We start from the raw sequence: 22209 nt of genomic DNA, 5'->3' as shown, positions 1-22209 counted from the left end.
CCTCCTCCCGCGTGCGGGAGGAGGCAAATCTTTTAGAAATCCGGCTTTTCATAATGGGGCGGCGGGGTGATGACCTCCATCCGTTCCGACAGCAGCGGTCGGAAGGACGGGCGCGACTTGAAGCCGGCATACCAGCGCTTGACCGGCTCATGCCCGGCCCAGTCGATGCCGCCCAGATAGTCCGCCACCGACAGATGCGCCGCCGCCGCAATATCGGCCAGGCTGAGCGTGCCGCCCGCCATCCAGCTGCGATGGTCGAGCAGATAATCCATATAATCCATATGGACATTGGCGCGCTTCATCGCTTCGCGCAGGACGCGGGCATCGGGCGACGCGCGCTCCACCAGACGCTTCTTCATGCGTTCGTGCAACAGCGGGCCGACGACATCGCCATAGAAATTCTGGTCGAAGAAAGCGGTCAGCCGGCGCACTTCCGCACGGCCCGCCGCCGTGCCGGAAATCAGCGGAAACTTCTCCACCGTCTCCTCGAAATATTCGCACATCGCCTGACTGTCGATCAGGGTGATGCCGCGTTCTTCGTCCGCCATCACCGGCGTGGTGCCGGCTGGATTGAGATCCAGAAATTCGTCGCGCATCATCCAGGGGGATTCGCGCACCAGATCATAGCCGATCCCCTTTTCGCCCAGCAGCAGCCGGACCTTGCGGGAAAAGGGACAAAGCGGAAATTGGTAGAGCAGCCACATAGAGCATTGCTGTTAGGCGCGCGCAGCCCATGGGGAAAGCGGCAAATTGCGGAAATGCGATGCAGCGCCTTCGGCGATATTCTCCAAAAGAACGACGTCAAACGGCATGGACCTCCCGCCCGATCGCGCTAAGCTATGGCGGAGAAGAGACTGCGACAATAGTTTCGCTACGGAAAGGATGCCTGATGTCTGACGATTTCTTCCCGGTGCCGGACAGCTGGGCCACAGGCGCGCTGATGGACCGTGCCGGCCGGGAAGCGGATTATGCCCGCTCGATCGACGATGCCGACGCCTATTGGCTGGAGCGGGCCAAGCGTCTGGACTGGATCACGCCGCCGACCCGCGCCAATGAAAGCAGCTTTGCGGAAGCCGATTTCGGCGTCCAATGGTTCAGCGACGGCGTGCTGAACGTCAGCGCCAACTGCATCGACCGCCATCTGGCGGATCGGGCGGACGAAACTGCGATCATCTGGGAACCCGATTCGCCCGACGCCGATCCGCGCCGTTATACCTATGCCCAAGTCCATGCCGAAGTCTGCCGCCTGGCCAATGTGCTCAAGGCCGCAGGCGCAAAGAAGGGCGACCGGATCACCATCTATCTGCCGATGATCCCCGAAGCCGCTTTCGCCCTGCTGGCCTGCGCGCGGATCGGCGCGATCCATAGCGTCGTCTTTGGCGGCTTTTCGCCCGAAGCGCTGGCAGGCCGCATCATTGATTGCGATTCGACCATCGTCATCACCGCCGACGAAGGCCGCCGCGGCGGCAAGGCCGTGCCGCTGAAGGTCAATGTCGACGCCGCGCTGAAGGAATGCCCCAGCGTGCGCAAGGTCGTGGTGGTGAAGGCCACGGGCGGCGCAGTGACGATGAAGGACGGGCGCGACCTCTGGCTGCATGAAGAAGCCGCAACCGTCTCTGCCGACTGCCCGCCCGAACCGATGAAGGCGGAAGACCCGCTGTTCATCCTTTACACCTCCGGCTCCACCGGCAAGCCCAAGGGCGTGCTGCACACGACCGGCGGCTATCTGCTCTGGGCCAGCCTGACCCACGAACTCTGCTTCGATTATCGGCCCGGCGACATTTACTGGTGCGCCGCCGACATCGGCTGGGTCACGGGGCATAGCTATATCGTTTATGGCCCGCTGGCGAACGGCGCGACGACGCTGATCTATGAAGGCGTGCCCAATTATCCCACGCCCGCGCGCATCTGGCAGGTGGTCGACCGGCATCAGGTCCAGACCATCTTCACCGCGCCCACGGCGCTGCGCGCGCTGATGAAGGAGGGCGATGATTTCGTCCATTCCACCAGCCGCAAATCGCTGCGCCTGCTGGGCACGGTGGGCGAACCGATCAACCCGGAAGCCTGGCGCTGGTATCATCATGTCGTGGGCGAGGATCGCTGCCCGATCATCGACACCTGGTGGCAGACCGAGACGGGCGGCGCGATGATCGCGCCGACGCCGGGCGCGACCGACCTCAAGCCCGGCTCCGCCACCTTCCCCATGCCGGGCGTGGTGCCGCAGATCGTGGATGGCGAGGGCAAGGTGCTGGAGGGCGCGACCGAGGGCAATCTGGTCATCGCAGGGAGCTGGCCGGGGCAGATGCGCACGGTCTGGGGCGATCATGAGCGCTTCTTCCAGACCTATTTCAGCACCTTCCCCGGCAAATATACGACCGGCGACGGCGCGCGGCGCGACGCGGACGGCTATTACTGGATCACCGGCCGCGTCGACGACGTCATCAACGTGTCGGGCCACCGCATGGGCACGGCCGAGGTCGAAAGCGCGCTGGTGCTGCATGAAAGCGTCGCCGAAGCAGCGGTGGTCGGCTTCCCCCACGACATCAAGGGGCAGGGCATCTACGCCTATGTCACGCTGAACAGCGGCGAGGAGGCGAACGACGCGCTGCGCAAGGATCTGGTCAAATGGGTGCGGACCGAAATCGGGCCGATCGCCACGCCCGACGCCATCCAGTTCGCGCCGGGCCTGCCCAAGACGCGATCGGGCAAGATCATGCGCCGCATCCTGCGCAAGATTGCCGAGGGCGAAGTGTCGGCCCAGGCGCTGGGCGACACCAGCACGCTCGCCGACCCGTCGGTGGTGGACAATCTGGTCGCCAATCGTCAGGGTTAGAGCAGTTTGAAGTCATCTGGAACAGATGACGGCTCGCAAAACGCGGAAAACAAAAGACTCTTAGGGCGTGGTGCGGTTCAATCTAATCGCATCACGCCCTAAGGGGCCGTCCTGACAGGCGGTCCATCATGAAATGAAGCCATGGGCGTCGGGTAGGATGGCCATGGCTTTGGCCGACATCCCAAAAGGAGCAGCCCATGGCCCGTTACACTTCCGTCGCCCGCGCCCTGCACTGGATCATCGCCATCCTCATATTGGGCAATTTGTTCCTCGGCTTTGCGCATGACGCCCTGCCAAAGGACTGGGTGGTGATGCCGGTGCACAAATCCATCGGCCTGACCGTGTTGGCGCTGACGCTGCTGCGGATCGTCTGGCGCCTCACCCACCGCGCCCCACCCCTGCCCGCAGCGATGCCGGCATGGGAAAAGGGCGCCGCCCATGCGACGCATGTCCTCTTCTACGCGCTGATGCTGGTCCTGCCGCTGTCGGGCTGGATCATGTCTTCGGCTGGCAACCGCCCGCTCAACTGGTTCTTCCTGTTCGACGTGCCCAAATTCGCCGTGGCGAAAGGCGACGCCATCGTCGGCCTCTCGCGCGGCGCACATGAGCTGCTGCCCTGGCTCTGGGTGGCGCTGATCGTGCTGCATGTCGGCGCAGCGCTGCGCCACCATTTCCTGCTGAAGGACGATGTGCTGCGGCGGATGCTGTAAGTTGAAATTCAGGGGCGTTTGCGCTATGTAGAAAGCGCAAATGTCATGGCGTTTTCGCCTTTGATAGAAGAACCCCCGTCACGGCAATGGCGGGGGTTCACTCGTTTGGGGACGCGCGGCAACGCGCCCCCGCCCGTCGTGCACCTTATTTGGAGCGCGAAACCTCCACGATCTTGAGGATCAAGGTCGCAAAGGCGATCATCACTCCAAGAGCGATGCACGCATCCGCAAATGTCATGCGCGTTTCTCCTTTTGATAGGCGGCGTTATTGCCGCGAATCAGGAGTAGCAGGGAAATGGCTGTCGCGTCCGAGGCATCGCCTCGTCGCGGGCTTTCCTACACCATCTCGCCCGTCAGCAGCCGTGGCAGCGCGCCCGACTGGCCGCGCGCTTCGGCCATGAAGCGGTTCTTGAGCAGCGAGGTGCGCTGCACCGCCGCCAGCCCCGCGCGACGCACCAGCGAGGGGATCTTGCCCGGCACGTCGAACAGGCGGACGAGGCCGTCCATCGCCACGCTGGTCATCATCGCGTCCAGCCCGCGCCAGCGCTGATAGCGCGCCAGCAACTGCGCATCGCCCGGATCGAGGCCAAGGCGCATGCCCTCCACCAGCACTTCGACCAGCGCGGCGACATCGCGGAAGCCCAGATTGAGGCCCTGCCCGGCAATCGGGTGGATGGCGTGCGCGCTGTCGCCCACCAGCGCGAGGCGCGTGTCGGTAATGCGCGCGGCATGGTGGAAGCCCAGCGGATAGGAGGAGCGCGGCCCGGCCAGCTTTATCTCGCCCAGGAAACCGCCGATCCGCTTCTGCGCCTCGGCCAGCCAGGCGCGCTCGGACAGCTTCATCATCGCCGGCGCCTGCTCGGTCGGCACGGTCCACACCACGGCGGATCGGGTGCCCGGCAGCATCGGCAGCAGCGCGAACGGACCGCCGACATAGAAGATTTCATAGGCGGTATTGGCGTGCGGCACTTCATGGTCGATCGCCGTCACCATGGCGGTATGCTTATATTGCCAGCGGGTGGTGTTGATCCCGGCCGCCTCGCGCGTGGGGCTGTTGCGCCCCTCGGCCGCGACCAGCAGCGCGCCCTCGATCACCGCGCCGCTCGCCAGCGTCAGCGTGACGCCATCGGCATTGCGATCGACATGGGTGGCATGATCGGGCTGAAAACGGGTAAGGTTCGCGGCCTCCTGCGCGGTTTGCGCCAGGGCGACGCGCAGGTCGCGATTGGGGAACATCGTTCCCATCACGCCATCTTCGGCATCCGGCGCGAAATCCAGCGCGCCCGGTTCCAGCCCGTCGCTGACCCAGATGCGGTCGATCGGGCAGCCCTTCCCCTCCAGATGCCGGCCCACGCCGATCGCGGAGAGCATGGCGTAGCTGGTCGAACTGATGGCGGAAACGCGGCCGTCGAACCCGGCGGCGGTGGTGCCGACCGGATCGGCCGGATCGATCACGGCGCAGCGCACGCCATGGCCGGAAAGGGCGATGCCAAGGGTGAGGCCGACCAGCCCGCCACCCAATATCACGACGTCAAAGCGTTCCATGGAGGCGTGTCTAGGCGCTTGGAAAGGGATTGGGAAGCGACCTGGATCAAATAGCATGTGCTCCTGCGAAAGCAGGAGCCTAGTTGGTAGGCCAGAACTGGGCTCCTGCTTTCGCAGGAGCACGCAGCCTCACATCTTACAGCGTGTGCACCCAGCCGGCCGGATCGGCCACGGCGCCGCGCTGGATGCCGGTCAGTTCGGCGCGCAGGCTTTCCGTCACCAGACCGCCATCGCCATTGCCGATGGTGAAGTCGCCGCCCGTGCTCTTGACCGTGCCGATGGCGGTGACGACCGCCGCCGTGCCGCAGGCAAAGGCTTCGCGCATCTTCCCGCTGGTCGCGTCTTCGCGCCACTGGGCAAAGCTGTACAATTCCTCACGCACCTTGATCCCCCTGGCGCGGGCGAGCGTGACGATCGAATTGCGGGTGATGCCGGGCAGGATGGTGCCGAGCGGCGGCGTGATGATCGACCCGTCGTCCATCACGAAGAAGACGTTCATGCCGCCCAGTTCCTCGACCCACTTATTTTCTGCGGCGTCGAGGAAGACGACCTGATCGCAGCCATGCTGGATCGCTTCCTTCTGCGCGACCAGCGAGGCGGCATAGTTGCCGCCGCACTTGGCGGCCCCGGTGCCGCCCCGCGCCGCGCGGGTATAATGGTCCGACACCCACAGGGTCACGGCCTTCTTGCCGCCCTTGAAATAGGCGCCGGCGGGCGAAGCGATGACGCAGAAAATATATTCGTTCGACGGGCGCACGCCCAGAAAGGCTTCGCTGGCGAACAGGAAGGGGCGCAGATAGAGGCTCCCTTCGCCGCCCGGAATCCAGTCTGCATCGATCTTCACCAACTGCTCGACCGCTTCCAGGAACAGCTCTTCCGGGATCGCCGGCATCGCCATGCGCTCGGCCGATTCGGCGAAGCGGCGGGCATTTTCCTCCGGGCGGAACATGGCGATGCTGCCATCTTCCAGCCGGTATGCCTTCATGCCTTCAAAGATTTCCTGCGCATAATGCAGCACGGCGCAGGCCGGATCGAGCTGAAAGGGGGCGCGCGGCTCCACCTTGTGGCTGTGCCAGCCCTGCCCTTCGGTATAGCGGATCGTCACCATATGGTCGGTGAAGAGCCGGCCGAAACCGGGATCTTCGAGCAATACAGCGCGCTGGTCTGCCGCTACAGCCTGGCTGTTGCGGGTGACGGTGAAGCGCGACGTCTGCTCGGCGGCCATGGTGAGTCTCCTTATACTGGCTCGGAAGGGGCCGCCTATGTCACAGAGCGGCGCGTGAAACAATTGGTCATATATGCTGACCTATTACGCGCGGACAGGGCCAGTCGCGCGGCGATGGCCTCTTCTCGCGCGGCGGCGGCCCGGCTATCGATCGGCCATGCATTTCTTCTCCGACAATGTCACCCCGATCAGCCCCGCCATTCTGGCCGCCATCGCCGCCGCCGATCATGCCGACCATGGCTATGACGGCGACGCATGGAGCGCGCGGCTGGACGGCGCGTTCAGCGACCTGTTCGAAACGCCGGTCAGCGCCCTGTGGGTCGCCACGGGGACGGCGGCCAACTGCATCGCGCTCGCCACGCTCTGCCCGCCCTATGGCGGCATCCTCTGCCATGAAGAAGCGCATATCATGGTCGATGAATGCGGCGCGCCCGGCTTCTTCACCCATGGCGCGAGCCTGATGGCGCTGCCCGGCGACGGCGCGAAACTGTCGCCGCTTGCCGTGGCCGACCGGCTGAAGGCGATCCGTCCCGATGTGCATCAGGTGCCGGCCCGCGCGATCAGCATCACCAACGCAACCGAATATGGGCTGGTCTATGCGCCCGACGAAGTCGCCGCGCTGGGCGATGTGGCGAAGGCCCATGGCATGGGCTTCCACATGGATGGCGCGCGCTTCGCCAATGCTGTCGCCCATCTGGGCTGCGCGCCGGCCGACGTCACATGGCGCGCGGGCGTGGATGCGCTCAGCTTTGGCTGCGTCAAAAATGGCGGCATGGTGGGGGAGGCTCTGCTCTTCTTCGGCGACAAAGCCCCTGCCCGCGCCGCCGAGGCGAAGCGCTGGCGCAAGCGGTCGGGCCATCTCTTTTCCAAGGGCCGTTATCTCGCCGCACAGATATTGGCGATGATCGACGGCGGGCTGTGGCTGGACAATGCCGGCCGCGCCAATGCCGCGGCGCAGGCGCTGGCGGCGGGCGCAGCCGGGCGGCTGATGCATGTCGTGCAGGCGAACGAACTGTTCGTGCGGCTGACCGCGGCGGAAGCCGCCAGCCTGCGCGCGCAGGGTTTCGACTTTTACGACTGGGGCGACGGCGCCGCCCGGCTCGTCACCAACTGGTCGCAGGATGCGCAGAGCGTCGCCCCGCTGGCGCAGGCATTGCAGGCGCTGGGCCATGGGTGAGGGCAAACGGGGCGGCGTGCTGCTGCCCTTCATCCTCGTCACCCTGATCTGGAGTTCGACCTGGATCGTCATCCGTGATCAGATCGGATCGGTGCCGGCCAGCTGGTCGGTCTGCTATCGCTTCCTGCTGGCCGGCGTCGCCATGGCCATCTTCGCACGCTTCCGGGGCGTGTCCCTGCGGATCGGCGGCGCGGGCCTGCTTTTTGCCGGGCTGCTGGGCGTGGCGCAGTTCGTGCTCAATTTCAATTTCGTCTATCGGGCGGAGCATTATCTGACGTCGGGCGTGGTCGCGGTCGTCTATGCGATGCTGCTGATCCCCAATTCGATCCTCGCCTTCCTGATCTTTCGTCAGCCCGTCAGCCGCGCCTTCATCGGCGGATCGGCGGTCGCGGTGGCGGGCATCATCCTGATGCTGCTGCATGAATATCATGCCGCAACGGTCAGGCCGGACATGGTGCTGCTGGGCGCGGCCTTCTCCTTCGCGGGGCTGATGAGCGCGTCGGCCGCCAATGTCATGCAGGGGATGGAGATTGCCCGGCGGCTGCCGATGGTGGCGGTTCTGGCCTGGGCGATGCTGATCGGCGCGGCGGTGGATGCGCTGTTCGCCTGGGCCACGGTCGGCCCGCCAACCTTCGATCTGCGGGCGGGCTATATAGCGGGCGTCGCGTGGCTGGGACTGGCCGGATCGGTCGTCACCTTCCCGCTTTACTTCACGCTGATCCAGCGCATGGGCGCAGGCCGGGCGGCCTATACCAGCGTCCTGATCCCGGTGATCGCGATGCTGATTTCGACACTGGTGGAGGGCTATCGCTGGTCCGCGCTGGCGATCATCGGCGCGCTGCTGGCGATCGCCGGCATGGCCATCGCCCTGCGATCCAAAGCCGCTTAGAGCCTCGTGCGTGAAACCTGGATCACCCAACCTCCGTTCGGGCTGAGCTTGTCGAAGCCCTGCATTTTGCCTTGAACACGCTAAGAAAAGTACAGCCCCCTTCGACTGCCTGCTTGCAGCAGGCGCTCAGGTTCAAACGAGTCACGCGCCTCGTTTGAAGCTTCGACAGGCTCAGGGCGAACGGATCAAGGTGAAGGCGTTCCAGTCTACCGCATGCCGCCGGGCTGATAGCGCAGCTTGGCGGCGTTGACCTTGTCGATCAGGCTGGCGATCGATTCGGGCGCGGCGGCCCCCCGTCCGGGCACGGCCATGTCCGTCATCCGGTGGCTGAGCGCCGAAAAATTCCTGTCAATCTGGCTGTCGATGCGGATCATGGCGCGTCCCTTAAAAAGCGATGCCCCGCTTGTCGATCAGCGCGGTTAACAAGGCGTAAACCATGCGATGAACGGAATCACAGGCAAGCGCGCAGCCCTTCGCGATAGGTCGGATAGCGCGGCGTCCAGCCCAGCAGCCGCTTCGCCCGGCCATTGGCGACGCGGCGATTTTCGGCATAGAAGGCGCGCGCCATCGGCGACAATTGCGCTTCCTCCAGCGTCAGGAGCGGCGGAACAGGCTGGCCCAGCAGGACGCAGGCTTCCTCGATCAGCCGGTTCTGCGCGCAGGGCAGGTCGTCCGACAGATTATAGACGCCCGGCGGCCCGCTATGGAGCGAGGCGATGATCCCCGCACCAATATCGTCCACATGGGCGCGGCTGAAAATCTGTTCGGGCAGGTCGATGCGATGCGCCCGCCCCTCCCGCACCCGGTCCAGCGCGCTGCGACCCGGACCATAGATGCCCGGCAGCCGGAACCGGCGCATATCCGGGCGAAGCGCGCCCCAGTCCGCGTCGGCCTGCGCCCGCGCGGCGCGACGGCCAAGGCCGACGGGGCTGGCTTCATCCACCCATGCGCCGGCTGCGTCGCCATAGACGCCGGTGGAGGAGAGATAGCCGGTCCAGATGGCGGGGGCGGCGGCAATAGCCGCGCCATAGCGGGTCAGGACGGGATCGGCGTCGCCTTCGGGCGGAACGGAGGAGAGGATATGCGTGGCCTGTGCGATGGCGGCGCGGACGGCGGCGTCATCGTCAAAGGCGATGGTTTCGCTGTCGGCGTTGCGGCGCACGCCGGTGATGCGCCAGCCGTCACCACGCAATCGGGCGGCAAGGCGGGACGCGGTATAGCCCATGCCGAGGATGAGCATATGGGGCATCTTACCCGCCCGCCGGGTTAAACCGTAAAGCTCTCGCCGCAGCCGCAGCTGCCCTTGGCGTTGGGATTGTTGAAGACGAAGCCGGCCGTGAAATCATCCTCCACCCAGTCCATCGTCGATCCCACCAGATAGAGGACCGATGCGCCGTCAATGTAGAGTATGCCGCCCGGCGTTTCGATCTTCTCGTCGAACTTGGCTTCTTCCGTCACATAGTCGACCGAATAGGCAAGGCCCGAACAGCCACGCTTGGGGGTAGACAGCTTGACGCCGATCGTGCCTTCGGGCGCCTGGGCCATCAGGTCGGCAATGCGCTGCTGCGCGCTCGGCGTCAGGATGACGGCGGCGGGGCGGGCGCGGACTTTGGTCGTCGTTTCGGTCATTCCAATATCCTCCCCCCTCCCTGAAAGGGAGGGGCCGGGGGTGGGTCGTCGCCGCAGGCGGCGCTTGGTTCGATGGGACAGAGGCTCGCTTCGCTCGCCACCCACCCCTTAATCCCCTCCCTGGAAAGGAGGGGAGAAACTAGAGCATCGTACGGAAAAGTGGGAACCGGTTTTCCGCTTAAAACGATGCGACAACAAAAACTTAGAGCATGCGGTCCGCGTCGAATTTAACGCAGCATGCTCTACAGCATCCCCAGTTCGAGCTTGGCTTCGTCGCTCATCTTGCCCGGATCCCATGGCGGATCCCAGACCAGATTCACCTCGACATCGCCCACGCCCGGCACCGCGCCGACGCGCAGTTCGACTTCGCCCGGCATGGATTCGGCCACCGGGCAATGCGGCGTCGTCAGCGTCATGGTGACGACGGCGTGGCCATCGGTCGTAACGTCGACGCCATAGATCAGGCCCAGATCATAGATGTTGACCGGGATTTCGGGGTCGAAGATTTCCTTCAGCGCATCGATGATCCCGTCATACAGGTCGCCGCCCGGCTCGCCGGCCGCCACTTCGTTGGGCTTTTGCGTCAGGAAGCCATCCAGATAGTCGCGCTGGCGCGGCGCGGCCTCTGCCGCATCGTCCACGCGCGCCTTGGGCGGGCTGTCCACCGCGTCCACTTCCTCGACCAAAATCTTGCGTTCCTCAGTCATCCAAAAATCTTCCTGACCCGCTCGATGCCCTTCACCAGCGCATCCACATCGCTGTCGTCGCTATAAATGCCGAAACTGGCCCGCGCCGTCGCCTCCACGCCCAGATGGCGCATCAGCGGCTGTGCGCAATGATGGCCGGCCCGGATCGCGACGCCCGTTTCATCCAATATGGTGCCGACATCGTGCGGATGCACCCCCTCAACCTCGAAAGAGAGGATGCCGGCCGAATTATCGGGGCCAAAGACGCGCACGCTGTTGATCTGTTCGATCGCGGCGCGCGCCTTGGCCACCATGGCGCATTCATGGGCGTGGATCGCGTCCAGCCCCACGCCCTGCACATAATCGATCGCCGCCGAAAGCCCGACGACGCCCACAATATGCGGCGTTCCCGCCTCGAACCGGGTCGGCGCGGGGGCATAGGTCGTCTTTTCGAACGTCACCTTGTCGATCATCGACCCGCCACCCTGATAGGGGGGCATGGCGTCCAGCAGTTCCTTGCGACCCCACAGCACGCCGATGCCGGTCGGGCCGTACAGCTTATGCCCGGAAAAGACGTAGAAATCGCAGTCCAGCGCCTGCACATCCACGGCAAGGCGCGGCACCGCCTGGCAGCCGTCGATCAATATCTTCGCGCCGACCATATGGGCGATGTCGGCGGCGCGGCGGCAATCGAGCACGCTGCCCAGCACGTTCGACACATGGGCCAGCGCGACCATGCGATGCTGCGGCGTGATCATCGCGCGCATCGCGTCGAGATCGATCTGGCCGTCCGCCGTCAGCGGCACGACGTCGATATGCGCGCCGATCTTCTCCGCAACGATCTGCCAGGGGACGATATTGCTATGATGCTCCAGCGTGGAGAGCAATATGCGGTCGCCCGCCTTCAGCTGCGTCCCGGCCCAGCATTGCGCCACCAGATTGATGCCCTCGGTCGCGCCCCGGACATAGACGATCTCGCTGTCCGACTGCGCGCCGATGAAGCCCGCGACCTTGCGCCGCGCCGCTTCATAGGCCAGCGTCATATTGGCCGAGCGTTCATAGACGCCGCGATGCACCGTCGCATAGTCCGGGCCATAGGCGCGGGCGATGGCGTCGATCACGGCATTGGGCTTTTGCGCGGTGGCGGCGCTGTCCAGATAATGCCAGTCGCCCACACCGGGGAAATCATGGCGTAAGCTCAAAAAACCGTTCGGGCTGAGCTTGTCGAAGCCCTGTCCTTCCTTTGCAGTGAAGGACGGCCCTTCGACAGGCTCAGGGCGAACGGATGTTGGGTCGTTCGTCACACCAAAGTCTCCAGCTTGGCGAGCGCAGCGGCCTCCAGCGCGTCCTTGACCGCTTCGCCCGCCACATCGTCAAACATGCCCGCGACGAACGCCTTCAACAACAATGTCTTGGCCGTCGCCGGGTCCATGCCGCGCGACGCCATGTAGAACAGCGCCTGCTTGTCCAGTTCGCCCACCGTCGCGCCATGCGCGCATTTGACGTCGTCGGCGTAGATTTCCAGCTCCGGCTTGGCGTTGGCCGTGGCGGTGCGATCCAGCAGCATGGCCTTGATCGACTGGAACGCATCGGTGCGCTGCGCATCGCGGGCGACATTGATGCTGCCCAGATAGCTGCCCGTCGCGCGCTGGCCCAGGATCGACCGGATGGTCTGGCCGCTGGTCGAATCGGGCTGAGCATGGGTGACGCTGGTGATGATTTCCAGCGTCTGGTCGCCGCCGCCGATGATCGCGCCCTTCAGTTCGAAATGCGCATTGCTGCCGATCGTGACAGTAAAGGTCACGCGGCCCAGCTTGCCGCCGACATTCAGCACATGGAAATCGCACCGCGCGCCGTCGGCAATGGTGATGACATAGTCATGCACGGCCGCAGCCCCTTCGCCCACATCCTGCAACAGATGATGGGCCACGCTGTCGCCCGCCGCCACATCGATACGGGTGGGCGCGGGCACGGGCCACACGGTCGCCAGCGCCTCTAGGTCGCTATAGCGCCATTCTTCGGCCTTGCGGGTGGGCAGGGGCGTCGGCAGAGTCAGGGCGTTCACGCGGCCACCACCTCGGCATAACCCTCGCGCTCCAGCTCCAGCGCCAGTTCGGGACCACCCGACTTGACGATCCGGCCGGCGGCCAGAACATGGACGAAGTCGGGCTTCACATAATCGAGCAGCCGCTGATAATGGGTGATCAGCAGCACCGCCTTGTCCGGCTTGCGCATGATCGCATTGATGCCCGATCCCACGATCTTGAGCGCGTCGATGTCGAGACCCGAGTCCGTCTCGTCCAGGATCGCCAGCTTGGGATCGAGAATGCCCATCTGCACCATTTCGGCGCGCTTCTTTTCGCCGCCCGAAAAGCCGACATTCACCGGGCGCTTCAACATTTCCATGTCGAGCCCCAGCAGACCGGCCTTTTCCTTGGCCAGACGGATGAATTCGCCGCCGTTCAGTTCCTTCTCGCCGCGCGCGCGGCGCTGCGAATTGAGGCTTTCGCGCAGAAATTGCAGGTTGGACACGCCCGGAATCTCGACCGGGTACTGGAAGCCCAAAAAGAGCCCGGCCGCAGCCCGCTCATGCGGCTCCATCTCGAACAGGTCGGCACCCTCGAAGGTCGCGGTGCCGCCGGTCACGTCATAGTTCGGACGGCCGCCCAGCGTATAGGCCAGCGTCGACTTGCCCGCGCCGTTCGGCCCCATGATCGCGTGGATTTCGCCCGCATTGATCTGGAGCGACAGGCCCTTCAGGATCGCCTTGCCGTCGATTTCGTTGGTGAGAGTGTCGATCGTCAGCATGTCCGTTTAACCCTTATGCGCGCGCTGCAGCGTTCGCGCGGTCCAGAAAGCCATGTCGCGCACATCGCCCGGCGCGGGGAACAGCGTGTCGATATGCCGCTTGATCGGCATATAGGGCCACCAGTCGGCATCCGGTTCCGGCGCGCCCTTTTCCAGCAGCGCGACGACGAATTCGCTGACCGGGCCCATGCGGGCGAGGTTGGGCGCCTTCGCCTTATGGAAGGCCTTGTCGGTCCGCAGCTTCTCGGTCATCGCGACATCGCCCTTTTCCAGCGCATCGCGGCATTCGGCCTGATAGGCGTCGAGATCGCCGAAATCCTTGGCGGCGCGGGCGGCGAGTTCGCCGTCCTCCAGCTCATAATCCTCGGTCAGGATGCGGATCGCAGCGGTCCATGCCTGACCATTGCCGACATCCTCCGCGAAATCGGCGAGGGCATCCTGGATATCGTCTTCGTCGCTCAACTTATTCGTCCTTCAAAATCTCAAATGCTACGTCACCCTGAACTTGTTTCAGGGTCCATTCCTCCCCACTCCCCTCGCCCTCAATGGCGCAATGGATGCTGAAACAAGTTCAGCATGACGGGGTGGGGCGGAGATATTAGCCCACGCTGCCTTCCAGACTGATGCCGAGCAGCTTCTGCGCTTCCACCGCGAATTCCATTGGCAGTTGTTGCAGCACTTCCTTGGCGAAGCCGTTGACGATCAGGCTGACCGCGCTTTCCTGATCGAGGCCACGCTGCATCGCGTAGAACAGCTGATCGTCGCTGATCTTGCTCGTCGTCGCCTCATGCTCGATCTGGGCGCTGGGATTGCGCACTTCGATATAGGGCACGGTATGCGCGCCGCACTGGTCGCCCAGCAGCAGGCTGTCGCACTGGGTAAAGTTGCGCACGCCCTCCGCGCCCGGCGCCACGCGCACCAGCCCGCGATAGGTGTTGTTGCTGCGGCCCGCGCTGATCCCCTTCGACACGATGGTCGAACGCGACCCCTTGCCATTGTGGATCATCTTGGTGCCGGTGTCGGCCTGTTGCAGATTGTTGGTGAGCGCCACCGAATAAAATTCGCCGACGCTATTTTCGCCGTTCAGCACGCAGGATGGATATTTCCAGGTGATGGCGCTGCCGGTTTCCACCTGCGTCCAGCTGACCTTGGAGTTGCGGCCCTGACACAGCGCGCGCTTGGTCACGAAATTATAGATGCCGCCCTTGCCATTCTCGTCGCCGGGATACCAGTTCTGGACGGTGCTGTACTTGATCTCCGCATCATCGAGCGCGACCAGTTCCACCACGGCGGCGTGCAGCTGATTTTCATCGCGCATCGGCGCGGTGCAGCCTTCCAGATAGGAGACATAGCTGCCTTCATCCGCGACGATCAGCGTGCGTTCGAACTGACCGGTATTTTCCGCATTGATGCGGAAATAGGTCGACAGCTCCATCGGGCAGCGAACGCCCTTGGGAATGTAGACGAAAGTGCCGTCGGAAAAGACCGCGCAGTTCAATGTCGCGAAATAATTGTCGTGCATCGGCACGACCTTGCCCAGCCACTTCTTCACCAGATCGGGGAATTCGCGCACCGCTTCGCTGATCGAACGGAAGATGACGCCCGCTTCCTCCAGCTCCTTGCGGAAGGTGGTGGCGACGCTGACGCTGTCGAACACGGCGTCGACCGCGACCTTGCGGCTGCCCTTCACCCCGGCCAGCATTTCCTGCTCGGCGATGGGGATGCCCAGCTTCTGATAGGTCGCCAGAATTTCGGGATCGACCTGATCCAGCGAATCCAGCTCCACCTTCTTCTTCGGCTCGGCGTAATAATAGGCGTCCTGATAGTCGATCGGCGGGACGTTGAGCTTGGCCCAGTCCGGCGCGTCCATCTTCTGCCACATGGCGAACGCCTTGAGCCGCCAGTCGAGCAGCCATTGCGGCTCCTTCTTCTTGGCGGAAATGAAGCGGACCGTATCCTCGTTCAGCCCCTTGGGCGCGAAATCCTGCTCGATGGCCGAAGACCAGCCATGTTCATAGGTCGAGGCGCGATCTGCGGCCTCCTGCGCTTCCTGATTGCGAACGGTGGTTGCTTGTTCGGTCATGCCATTTCTCGTGTCAAACTGGCGATAGTCACGTTCGCGAGCGCTTCGCGGATCGCGTTGTTCGCCACATTCATGTGCGGGCGGATGCGGCAATCGCTTTCCAGATTGCAGTCATGGGCGCCCATTTCCGTGCAGGCGGTCATGGCGATCGGCCCTTCGACCGCCTCCACCACGTCCGCCAAAGTGATGGCCGCAGGCGGGCGCGACAGGCGCACGCCGCCGCCCGTGCCCCGGCTCGATTCGAGCAAACCGGCCGACGACAGGCGGCTCACCAGCTTTTGCGCGGTGGGCAGCGGAATGCCGGTTTCGGCGCTCAGCGTGGTCGCGTTCATCCGCGTCGCGCCGCAATGGCGCGCGGCGGCGGACATCAGCACGACCGCATAGTCAGCGAAGCTCGACAATTTCATGTCGTGTCACGCGCCCTTTACAAGTTGCGAACCATTCTCAAATCGGACCGATTCCATCCGATTGGGCGCATGTGGTCGCACAGGCACGTTTAATCAAGGAAATTTTGCTTGGGCGCGGTCAACTCAGACGGTTGAGAACGGCCACGTCACCGCCCAGCGAACGGCGCAGCAAGGTCAGTTGCGCAACGGCGGACGGTTCGGTCTGCAACTGGTGCGGGGTCAGGCCGATGAAATGCTTGATTTCCCGAATGAAGTGCGACTGGTCATAAAAGCTGGCCTCCTCGCACAATTGCTGCCAGCTGTCGCCATCCAGCGCGATCCGCGCCGAACAGCGCAGCGCCCGATATTTGCGGGCCAGCAGCTTGGGCGGGGCGCCATAATATTTGTTGGTCAGGCGCGCCAGTTGGCGCGGCGACAGATCGGTCGTTTCCGCCAGCGATTCGATGCGGGGCGATCCTTCCCCCATCAGCCAGGCGTCGACCGCCCCCAGCAAGTCCCAGATGGCGGCGCGCGGCGGCTTCACCAGCTTGCCCAGTTCCGACCAGCACAGATCCGCCATTGCGTCGGCATCATCATCGTCCAGCCCGCGCAATGCCGCCAGCAATGCGCGGTAGACATCGCCTTTTTCCGCCGCCAGATCGCAAAGCCGGTCAGCCAACAGGCTGGCGTTCCCGCCATGCAGCGCCATCCATCCCGCCGGCAACAGCGAAATGCCCAGCACCCGGATCGGCCCGTTCACCTGAAAACGGGTCGCGCCCATGGTCGGCCCCAGCAGGCAGACATCGGGCGTGGGCGTCACCGCGCCATCGTGAAAATGATAGTCGCCGCCGCCGTCAAGCATGAAGCGCAATTGCGGCACATCGGCGCGTGTTGCATCTGCGAAACGGTCCGCCGTCACCGAAAACAGATAGAGAGAGCCGAAATAGGCGCGCAGATTCGGCGGAGGCGCAAGATAGCGGAGCCGGACAGGCCCCTGCGCCGCCGCCACCGTATAGGATAGCGGCCCGCGTTCATCCGGTAACGCGACTGCGCCACCGCCCGTTTCTGCCAGATGCGGCCCCATGTTCTTCACCCCAAGGAAAAACACTATGCGCCAATAGCATGGGGGCGCAAGCAATATGGCTAATTCACTGTAACTTTTATGTCGCTGAAAGCCGGGCGACGGATGCGAGACAAAAAAATGACCCGGCGATTTTCATCGCCGGGTCAGGAAAAGGTCTCATCGGCCATGGGCCTAAGAGCCTTCGGGTCGCAAGCCGGCTTTACGCCGGAATCGGTGAAATTTTATTGGATGAATCGGACATTTCGCGATTGCAAACGGTCTCATTCATGACGTTTTCTGTCATGAAATGTCAGGATCGGGGCGATGTGACTGATCCGCCACAGTGACTCGACGCCCGCGCCCGGCGCTGGCATAGCGCCCCCATGTCCTATCGCCTGATCCGCCCGCTCCTCTTCACGCTCGATGCCGAGCGCGCCCATAATCTGTCCATCGCCGCGCTGCGGATGATGCCGACGGCAAAGCCTCTTGCCGCCGACCCGATGCTGGCGACGACGGTGGCGGGCATCCGCTTTCCCAACCCGGTCGGGCTGGCGGCGGGTTATGACAAGGATGGCCGGGTCGCGCACAAGATGCACGGGCTGGGCTTCGGCTTTGCCGAACTGGGGACGCTGACCCCGCTCGCCCAACCGGGCAATCCCCAGCCACGCCTGTTCCGCCTGGCCGAGGATCGCGCCGTCATCAACCGCTTCGGTTTCAACAATGGCGGACAGGGCGCAGCGGCCGACCGCATCGCCCGCTATCGCCGCCCGCATGGGCAGGGCGCGATCATCGGCATCAATATCGGCGCCAATAAGGAGGCGACGGCCGCCGGCCGCGCCAACGCCGATTATGCGACCGGCGTCACCTGCATGGCGCCGCTGGCCGATTATCTGACCGTCAACATCTCCTCCCCCAACACCCCCGGCCTGCGTGCGTTGCAGGGGCGGGCGGCGCTGGACGATCTGCTGAGCGCGGTGATGGCCGCCCGGCCGCAGGGCGGACCGCCCATCTTCCTGAAGGTCGCGCCCGATCTGGAGCCGGCCGATGTGGAGGATATTGCCGCCGCCTGCATCGACCACCGGGTCGACGCGCTGATCGTGTCCAACACCACCATCACCCGCCCGACGCTGCGATCGGCCCATGCCGGCGAAACCGGCGGCCTGTCCGGCGCGCCGCTGACCGACCTGTCGCAGGCGCGGCTGCTCGATTTCCGCCGCCTGCTGGGCCATCGCCTGCCGCTGATCGGCGTGGGCGGCATCGCCAATGCGGACCATGCCTATGCCCGCATCCGCGCCGGCGCGTCGCTGGTCCAGCTTTACAGCGCGCTGGTCTATGAAGGCCCCTATCTCGCCCGCCGGATCAATGCCGGCCTCAAGGCGCTGATGGCGCGCGACGGGGTGAAGACTGTGGCGGAGATTGTCGGCGTCGACGCCTGATCGGTTCGCCGCGCCATAACCCCGGTCTATCATGGGGTTGCGAAGCGGCGTCGGGGCGATAGGGTGCCGGGCATGACCTCCCGCCTGACCGGCCTGCTGGCCCCCCTCGCCCTTATCGCCCTGAACCCCGCCGCCGTTTCTGCACGCGAGCCGGTTTCGACCAACGCCACCGTGTCCGCCGCCGATCCGCGCGCGGCGCAGGCCGGGCAGGAGATATTGCGCAAGGGCGGCAGCGCCACCGACGCCGCCATCGCCATGATGCTGACGCTGGGCGTGGTCGAACCGCATAATAGCGGCATCGGCGGCGGCGGCTTCCTGATGCATCACGATGGCAAGACCGGCGTGCTGGAGTCGATCGACGGCCGCGAAACCGCGCCGGCCGCCGCCCGGCCCGACCGTTTTCTGGGCGCCGACGGCAAGCCCCTGCCCTTCATGCAAGCCTGGCCGGGCGGCTATTCCGCCGGCGTGCCGGGCAATTTGCGCATGGCGTGGGACGCCCACAAAAAATGGGGCAAGCTGCCCTGGGCCGATCTGTTCCAGCCGGCGATCCGGTACGCGCAGGATGGCTTCCAGCTGGGCGAGCGCACCGCCACGGCGCTGCGCGCGACGCAAAATATCTGGGCCGACTTCCCGGAAATCCAGAAGATGTTCTGGGTGAACGGCGCACCGCCGCCGGTCGGCGCCTTGCTGAAAAACCCGCCGCTCGCCGCCCTGTACAAGCGGATCGCGGCGGAGGGACCGGGCGCCTTCTACACCGGCGAAAATGCCCGCCTCATCAGCCAGGCCGTGACCAACGCGCCCAAAAATCCGGTGCCGATGACGGAGGCGGACATCGCCGCCTACAAGGCCGAACCGCGCAAACCCATTTGCGGTCCCTATCGCGCCTATACCGTCTGCGGCATGGGACCGGTGTCGGCCGGCGGCATCACCGTGCTGGAGATATTGGGCATGGTGGAGCGTTTCCCGCTTGCCGCATGGGGCAAGGATGATCCCCGCTCCTGGCATGTCATCGGCGAAGCGATGCAGCTCGCCTATGCCGATCGCGACACCTGGCTGGGCGATCCCGCCTTCGTCTCCGTGCCGATCAGCGGCATGATCGACCCCGCCTACCTCAAACAGCGCTCCTCGCTGATCCGCCTCAACAAGGCGCTCAATGTCTACAAGCCCGGCACCCCGCCCGGCGCGCAACCGCGCACGGCGTCGCTTCCCCAGCCAGAAAGCGGCACCAGCCATTTCGTCGCGGTCGACCATGATGGCGACATCGCCGCCTGGACCTCCACGATCGAAAGCTTCTTCGGCAGCCAGCTGATCGCCAATGGCGTCATCCTGAACAATGAGCTGACCGATTTCAGCTTCTCGCCGGAAAAGGATGGAAAGCCGGTCGCCAACCGGGTGGAGCCGGGCAAGCGCCCGCTCTCCTCCATGTCGCCCACCATCGTCTATGACGCCAGGGGCACGCCCGTCTTCACCGTGGGCGCGGCCGGCGGCAAGACCATCATCATGCAGGTCGCCAAGGCGCTGATCGCCCATTTCGACTGGGGCCTGTCCGCGCAGGAGTCGATCGCGCAGGGCCTCATCTTCTTCAACGGCGACGGGCTGGTGCTGGAACAGGGAACATCGGTGGAAGCGATGAAGGCGCCGCTGGAGAAGCTGGGCCACCGGGTCAGCATCAGCAAGCTGGGCCTGAAGGCCAATGCCGCCGAACGCCTGCCCGACGGCCGCTGGCAGGGCGCTGCCGATCCGCGCAGCCCCGGCGTGTCCTTGCAGGAGTGAAGTCCACACCCGTTCGTTTCGAGCGCAGTCGAGAAACGGGGCGCAAGCGGTTCTCGACAAGCTCGAACCGAACGGGAAACTATCACCCCTTCAAATTCAGCCCCGCAACGTCGAATTCGAACGGCGCGGTCTTTTCCTTGCCGTCGACCACCAGGTCGACCTTCACGCTCTTCGCCTTGCGGATGACGTCATAAGCGCCCTGCGACGGGGCGATGGCGATGCCGTCATCATTGGTGGCCATCCGTCCCTTCCATTCATGCTCCTTGCCATCGTCGGTGGTGGCCGTAACCCGGCAATCGGACATGTCGCAGGTGAAGGGCGCACCGACCAGCTTCACCGTCACGTCCGCCCCGCCCTCCTTGAGCGGCTGGACCAGCAGGACCGAGAATGTGTCGGGCGCGGTCATGGTGACGACGCTGTTCTTGCTGCCGATATAGGCGACCTTCACCGCCTTGCCTTCCCCATTCTCATATTTCCACGACTGGCCGATCTGCTCGCGCTGGGTCGGTTCCTTGGGTTTTTCGGCGCAGGCGGACAGGCCAGCCACCGCCGCAATCATCAGGATGGCGCGCATCGCCCTTCTCCTTGCATATGGTTACGCAAGGACAATGTCTGGGCGGCGCGGAAAGTTGCGTGGTTGGCCGGATGAAAGGCGCGGGAAACGACCGGGCTGGGTGGGAAGGGGACGGGCTACTTTCCCACTCTCCGTTCGCCCTGAGCTTGTCGAAGGGCTGCACTTCTTCTTCAAAACGCAGGGTTTAAAGGAAAAGAGCAGGGCTTCGACAAGCTCAGCCCGAACGGATGTTGGGTGTCCACTTCTGGTCGATTTCGGCTAGGCAGCCTTGGGCGGCGCATATTTCTATCGCACCACGCCCGCCAAGGGTAGTTTGGGGACTGGCAGGTTTTGGTTTTCTCAACGCCAAAGCCGACATTGATCCGACCTGCTCTGTGATGCATCGTCGCGCGATGAAGAATTTCGCGATCCTTAGCGTCGGCCCCATATTTCTGCTCAGTGCATGCTTGAATAATCCTACGATTGATGAAGAAATCGCCGGACGATGCGGAATTTCGGTTGGCGAGTATCAGAACGTCGAGTCGAAATTAAATCGGAGCCGCGACGGCGCATCAGTGCTTGCTGGCCACTGCCGCCTTACCCGAACCGCAAAGGACGTTATCGAAGGAACAGTAATCGATAATGCTTTATGAGCATGAAGAGTGATCAATGCTCTTATTCATGCCTGCAATTGGGCAGTGATCCTTGTCGTCCAGATGGCAACAAGTGGTCGTAACCCGCCATCTCCCCTTCGTCATGCCGGGCCTGACCCGGCATCCCGCTTTTTCCTGCAAACGCCAAACGGTAAGCGGGGCCCCGGATCAAGCCTGTCCTGAGCCTGCCGAAGGGTCCGGGGTGACGGATAGCGCCCGAAAGCCGGCACCCGCCGGTCCGATCGCCCTACCCCTGATACCGCCCCGCCGTTTCGCGGATCAGGGCGATCATGTTGGGGATGCCCTGCGTGCGATTGGAACTGAGCTGGTTTTTAAGGTCGAAGGGCGCCAGCGCGCCCTCAATGTCCGCCGCGCCAATCTCCGCCGGGCTGCGATCCTGCACGGTCAGCAGCACCAGCGCGATGATCCCCTTGGTAATCGCCGCATTGCTGTCCGCCAGAAAATGCAGCCGGCCATCCTCCAGCACCGTGGGATAGACCCACACCGCCGCCGAACAGCCACGCACCAGAGTCGCGTCGGTCTTGAGCGGATCGGGCATCTCCTCCAGCCCGCGCCCCAGATCGATCAGCAGCCGATAGCGATCATCCGCATCCAGAAATTCATATTCGTCCTGAAGATCGGCCAGAGCGGGCATGGGAGCGGGCAAGTCGGTCATGCCCGCCATATAGGGGCAAATGGCGCGGGCGGAAGCCGCTTTCACATCCTCCGTTCGTTTCGAGCCCTCCGTTCGTTTCGAGCG

The 22209-nt window shown here is 64.2% G+C and carries 23 protein-coding genes; 7 read left to right on the top strand and 16 right to left on the bottom strand.

The features are described from left to right. Positions 1-32 precede the first annotated feature (32 nt). Positions 33-704, bottom strand: coding sequence for a glutathione S-transferase family protein (locus ACFOKF_RS03330; protein ID WP_380793139.1), 672 nt, complete (start codon positions 702-704; stop codon positions 33-35). 185 nt (positions 705-889) lie between these two features. Here ACFOKF_RS03330 and acs point away from each other — a divergent pair, with 185 nt between their 5' ends. Both acs and ACFOKF_RS03320 read left to right on the top strand, forming a co-directional pair. After that, positions 890-2833, top strand: a complete 1944-nt coding sequence (gene acs, locus ACFOKF_RS03325; protein WP_380793137.1) for an acetate--CoA ligase — start codon at positions 890-892, stop codon at positions 2831-2833. Between the two features lie 197 nt (positions 2834-3030). Continuing rightward, a complete protein-coding gene (locus tag ACFOKF_RS03320; protein WP_380793135.1) occupies positions 3031-3543 on the top strand; it encodes a cytochrome b in 513 nt (170 codons plus the stop codon). Positions 3544-3879: 336 nt separating this feature from the next. On the opposite strand, the gene ACFOKF_RS03315 is transcribed toward ACFOKF_RS03320, so the two are convergent. Then, positions 3880-5088: a UbiH/UbiF/VisC/COQ6 family ubiquinone biosynthesis hydroxylase gene (locus tag ACFOKF_RS03315; protein WP_380793133.1), complete on the bottom strand. Its 1209-nt coding sequence runs from the start codon at positions 5086-5088 to the stop codon at positions 3880-3882. A 136-nt stretch (positions 5089-5224) separates the two neighbouring features. Further along, the gene (locus ACFOKF_RS03310; RefSeq protein ID WP_380793131.1) at positions 5225-6313 is read right to left on the bottom strand and encodes a branched-chain amino acid aminotransferase; all 1089 of its coding nucleotides are present in this window, start codon (positions 6311-6313) and stop codon (positions 5225-5227) included. Positions 6314-6470: 157 nt separating this feature from the next. On the opposite strand from ACFOKF_RS03310, the gene ACFOKF_RS03305 reads away from it, so the two are divergent. Continuing rightward, positions 6471-7490, top strand: coding sequence for a threonine aldolase family protein (locus ACFOKF_RS03305; RefSeq protein WP_380793129.1), 1020 nt, complete (start codon positions 6471-6473; stop codon positions 7488-7490). Further along, complete coding sequence (locus ACFOKF_RS03300; RefSeq protein ID WP_380793127.1) at positions 7483-8379, top strand: DMT family transporter; 897 nt, start codon at positions 7483-7485, stop codon at positions 8377-8379. The genes ACFOKF_RS03305 and ACFOKF_RS03300 overlap by 8 nt, the downstream gene beginning before the upstream one ends. Positions 8380-8585: 206 nt before the next feature. On the opposite strand, the gene ACFOKF_RS03295 is transcribed toward ACFOKF_RS03300, so the two are convergent. From ACFOKF_RS03295 to ACFOKF_RS03245, 11 genes are all read right to left on the bottom strand, one after another. After that, positions 8586-8753 carry a hypothetical protein gene (locus ACFOKF_RS03295; protein ID WP_380793125.1) on the bottom strand — a complete coding sequence of 56 codons (168 nt, stop codon included), beginning with the start codon at positions 8751-8753 and terminating at the stop codon, positions 8586-8588. A gap of 77 nt (positions 8754-8830) precedes the next feature. Beyond that, positions 8831-9628 (bottom strand): SDR family NAD(P)-dependent oxidoreductase, encoded by a 798-nt coding sequence (locus ACFOKF_RS03290; RefSeq protein ID WP_380793123.1) that lies wholly within the window; start codon positions 9626-9628, stop codon positions 8831-8833. Positions 9629-9645: 17 nt separating this feature from the next. Next, positions 9646-10008 (bottom strand): HesB/IscA family protein, encoded by a 363-nt coding sequence (locus tag ACFOKF_RS03285; protein WP_380793121.1) that lies wholly within the window; start codon positions 10006-10008, stop codon positions 9646-9648. A 242-nt stretch (positions 10009-10250) separates the two neighbouring features. Next, complete coding sequence (locus tag ACFOKF_RS03280; protein ID WP_380793119.1) at positions 10251-10715, bottom strand: SUF system Fe-S cluster assembly protein; 465 nt, start codon at positions 10713-10715, stop codon at positions 10251-10253. Next, positions 10712-11896 carry a cysteine desulfurase gene (locus ACFOKF_RS03275; protein ID WP_380797630.1) on the bottom strand — a complete coding sequence of 395 codons (1185 nt, stop codon included), beginning with the start codon at positions 11894-11896 and terminating at the stop codon, positions 10712-10714. Before ACFOKF_RS03275 ends, ACFOKF_RS03280 begins: the two co-directional genes overlap by 4 nt. A gap of 98 nt (positions 11897-11994) precedes the next feature. Then, positions 11995-12759: a SufD family Fe-S cluster assembly protein gene (locus ACFOKF_RS03270; RefSeq protein ID WP_380793117.1), complete on the bottom strand. Its 765-nt coding sequence runs from the start codon at positions 12757-12759 to the stop codon at positions 11995-11997. After that, on the bottom strand, positions 12756-13502 hold the full coding sequence (gene sufC / locus ACFOKF_RS03265; RefSeq protein ID WP_380793115.1) for a Fe-S cluster assembly ATPase SufC: 747 nt from the start codon (positions 13500-13502) through the stop codon (positions 12756-12758). Before sufC ends, ACFOKF_RS03270 begins: the two co-directional genes overlap by 4 nt. Before the next feature lie 6 nt (positions 13503-13508). Then, positions 13509-13964, bottom strand: coding sequence for a hypothetical protein (locus ACFOKF_RS03260; RefSeq protein WP_380793113.1), 456 nt, complete (start codon positions 13962-13964; stop codon positions 13509-13511). 136 nt (positions 13965-14100) lie between these two features. After that, positions 14101-15585: a Fe-S cluster assembly protein SufB gene (sufB, locus tag ACFOKF_RS03255; protein WP_380793111.1), complete on the bottom strand. Its 1485-nt coding sequence runs from the start codon at positions 15583-15585 to the stop codon at positions 14101-14103. After that, on the bottom strand, positions 15582-15992 hold the full coding sequence (locus ACFOKF_RS03250; RefSeq protein WP_380793109.1) for an RrF2 family transcriptional regulator: 411 nt from the start codon (positions 15990-15992) through the stop codon (positions 15582-15584). The genes sufB and ACFOKF_RS03250 overlap by 4 nt, the downstream gene beginning before the upstream one ends. A 118-nt stretch (positions 15993-16110) precedes the next feature. Continuing rightward, a complete protein-coding gene (locus tag ACFOKF_RS03245; RefSeq protein ID WP_380793107.1) occupies positions 16111-17055 on the bottom strand; it encodes a helix-turn-helix transcriptional regulator in 945 nt (314 codons plus the stop codon). A 362-nt stretch (positions 17056-17417) separates the two neighbouring features. Here ACFOKF_RS03245 and ACFOKF_RS03240 point away from each other — a divergent pair, with 362 nt between their 5' ends. Next, positions 17418-18470 carry a quinone-dependent dihydroorotate dehydrogenase gene (locus ACFOKF_RS03240; RefSeq protein ID WP_380793105.1) on the top strand — a complete coding sequence of 351 codons (1053 nt, stop codon included), beginning with the start codon at positions 17418-17420 and terminating at the stop codon, positions 18468-18470. Positions 18471-18542: 72 nt separating this feature from the next. Then, entirely contained in the window at positions 18543-20243 is a 1701-nt protein-coding gene (gene ggt, locus ACFOKF_RS03235; protein ID WP_380793103.1) for a gamma-glutamyltransferase, read from the top strand. Between the two features lie 82 nt (positions 20244-20325). Here the strand turns inward: ggt and ACFOKF_RS03230 are convergent, their stop codons facing one another. Then, positions 20326-20817, bottom strand: a complete 492-nt coding sequence (locus ACFOKF_RS03230; protein ID WP_380793101.1) for a hypothetical protein — start codon at positions 20815-20817, stop codon at positions 20326-20328. Positions 20818-21044: 227 nt separating this feature from the next. On the opposite strand from ACFOKF_RS03230, the gene ACFOKF_RS03225 reads away from it, so the two are divergent. Then, positions 21045-21449, top strand: a complete 405-nt coding sequence (locus tag ACFOKF_RS03225) for a hypothetical protein (RefSeq protein ID WP_380793100.1) — start codon at positions 21045-21047, stop codon at positions 21447-21449. A 247-nt stretch (positions 21450-21696) separates the two neighbouring features. On the opposite strand, the gene ACFOKF_RS03220 is transcribed toward ACFOKF_RS03225, so the two are convergent. Then, positions 21697-22134, bottom strand: a complete 438-nt coding sequence (locus ACFOKF_RS03220; protein ID WP_380797628.1) for a SufE family protein — start codon at positions 22132-22134, stop codon at positions 21697-21699. Between the last annotated feature and the right edge of the window lie 75 nt (positions 22135-22209).

This window comes from Sphingobium rhizovicinum (assembly GCF_042647625.1).
GTDB classification, from domain to species: domain Bacteria; phylum Pseudomonadota; class Alphaproteobacteria; order Sphingomonadales; family Sphingomonadaceae; genus Sphingobium; species Sphingobium rhizovicinum.
Note: the sequence above shows the minus strand (reverse complement) of the source record. Positions and strands in the feature narration are given on the sequence as shown.

Coding starts and splice junctions, on each gene's coding strand:
- ACFOKF_RS03305 (WP_380793129.1), top strand. CDS start 6,471: ATGCATTTCTTCTCCGACAATGTCACCCCGATCAGCCCCGCCATTCTG.
- ACFOKF_RS03315 (WP_380793133.1), bottom strand. CDS start 5,088: ATGGAACGCTTTGACGTCGTGATATTGGGTGGCGGGCTGGTCGGCCTC.
- sufB (WP_380793111.1), bottom strand. CDS start 15,585: ATGACCGAACAAGCAACCACCGTTCGCAATCAGGAAGCGCAGGAGGCC.
- ACFOKF_RS03280 (WP_380793119.1), bottom strand. CDS start 10,715: ATGACTGAGGAACGCAAGATTTTGGTCGAGGAAGTGGACGCGGTGGAC.
- ACFOKF_RS03310 (WP_380793131.1), bottom strand. CDS start 6,313: ATGGCCGCCGAGCAGACGTCGCGCTTCACCGTCACCCGCAACAGCCAG.
- ACFOKF_RS03320 (WP_380793135.1), top strand. CDS start 3,031: ATGGCCCGTTACACTTCCGTCGCCCGCGCCCTGCACTGGATCATCGCC.
- ACFOKF_RS03230 (WP_380793101.1), bottom strand. CDS start 20,817: ATGCGCGCCATCCTGATGATTGCGGCGGTGGCTGGCCTGTCCGCCTGC.
- ggt (WP_380793103.1), top strand. CDS start 18,543: ATGACCTCCCGCCTGACCGGCCTGCTGGCCCCCCTCGCCCTTATCGCC.
- ACFOKF_RS03290 (WP_380793123.1), bottom strand. CDS start 9,628: ATGCCCCATATGCTCATCCTCGGCATGGGCTATACCGCGTCCCGCCTT.
- sufC (WP_380793115.1), bottom strand. CDS start 13,502: ATGCTGACGATCGACACTCTCACCAACGAAATCGACGGCAAGGCGATC.
- ACFOKF_RS03240 (WP_380793105.1), top strand. CDS start 17,418: ATGTCCTATCGCCTGATCCGCCCGCTCCTCTTCACGCTCGATGCCGAG.
- acs (WP_380793137.1), top strand. CDS start 890: ATGTCTGACGATTTCTTCCCGGTGCCGGACAGCTGGGCCACAGGCGCG.
- ACFOKF_RS03330 (WP_380793139.1), bottom strand. CDS start 704: ATGTGGCTGCTCTACCAATTTCCGCTTTGTCCCTTTTCCCGCAAGGTC.
- ACFOKF_RS03225 (WP_380793100.1), top strand. CDS start 21,045: ATGTTGGGTGTCCACTTCTGGTCGATTTCGGCTAGGCAGCCTTGGGCG.
- ACFOKF_RS03300 (WP_380793127.1), top strand. CDS start 7,483: ATGGGTGAGGGCAAACGGGGCGGCGTGCTGCTGCCCTTCATCCTCGTC.
- ACFOKF_RS03250 (WP_380793109.1), bottom strand. CDS start 15,992: ATGAAATTGTCGAGCTTCGCTGACTATGCGGTCGTGCTGATGTCCGCC.
- ACFOKF_RS03245 (WP_380793107.1), bottom strand. CDS start 17,055: ATGGGGCCGCATCTGGCAGAAACGGGCGGTGGCGCAGTCGCGTTACCG.
- ACFOKF_RS03220 (WP_380797628.1), bottom strand. CDS start 22,134: ATGGCGGGCATGACCGACTTGCCCGCTCCCATGCCCGCTCTGGCCGAT.
- ACFOKF_RS03295 (WP_380793125.1), bottom strand. CDS start 8,753: ATGATCCGCATCGACAGCCAGATTGACAGGAATTTTTCGGCGCTCAGC.
- ACFOKF_RS03285 (WP_380793121.1), bottom strand. CDS start 10,008: ATGACCGAAACGACGACCAAAGTCCGCGCCCGCCCCGCCGCCGTCATC.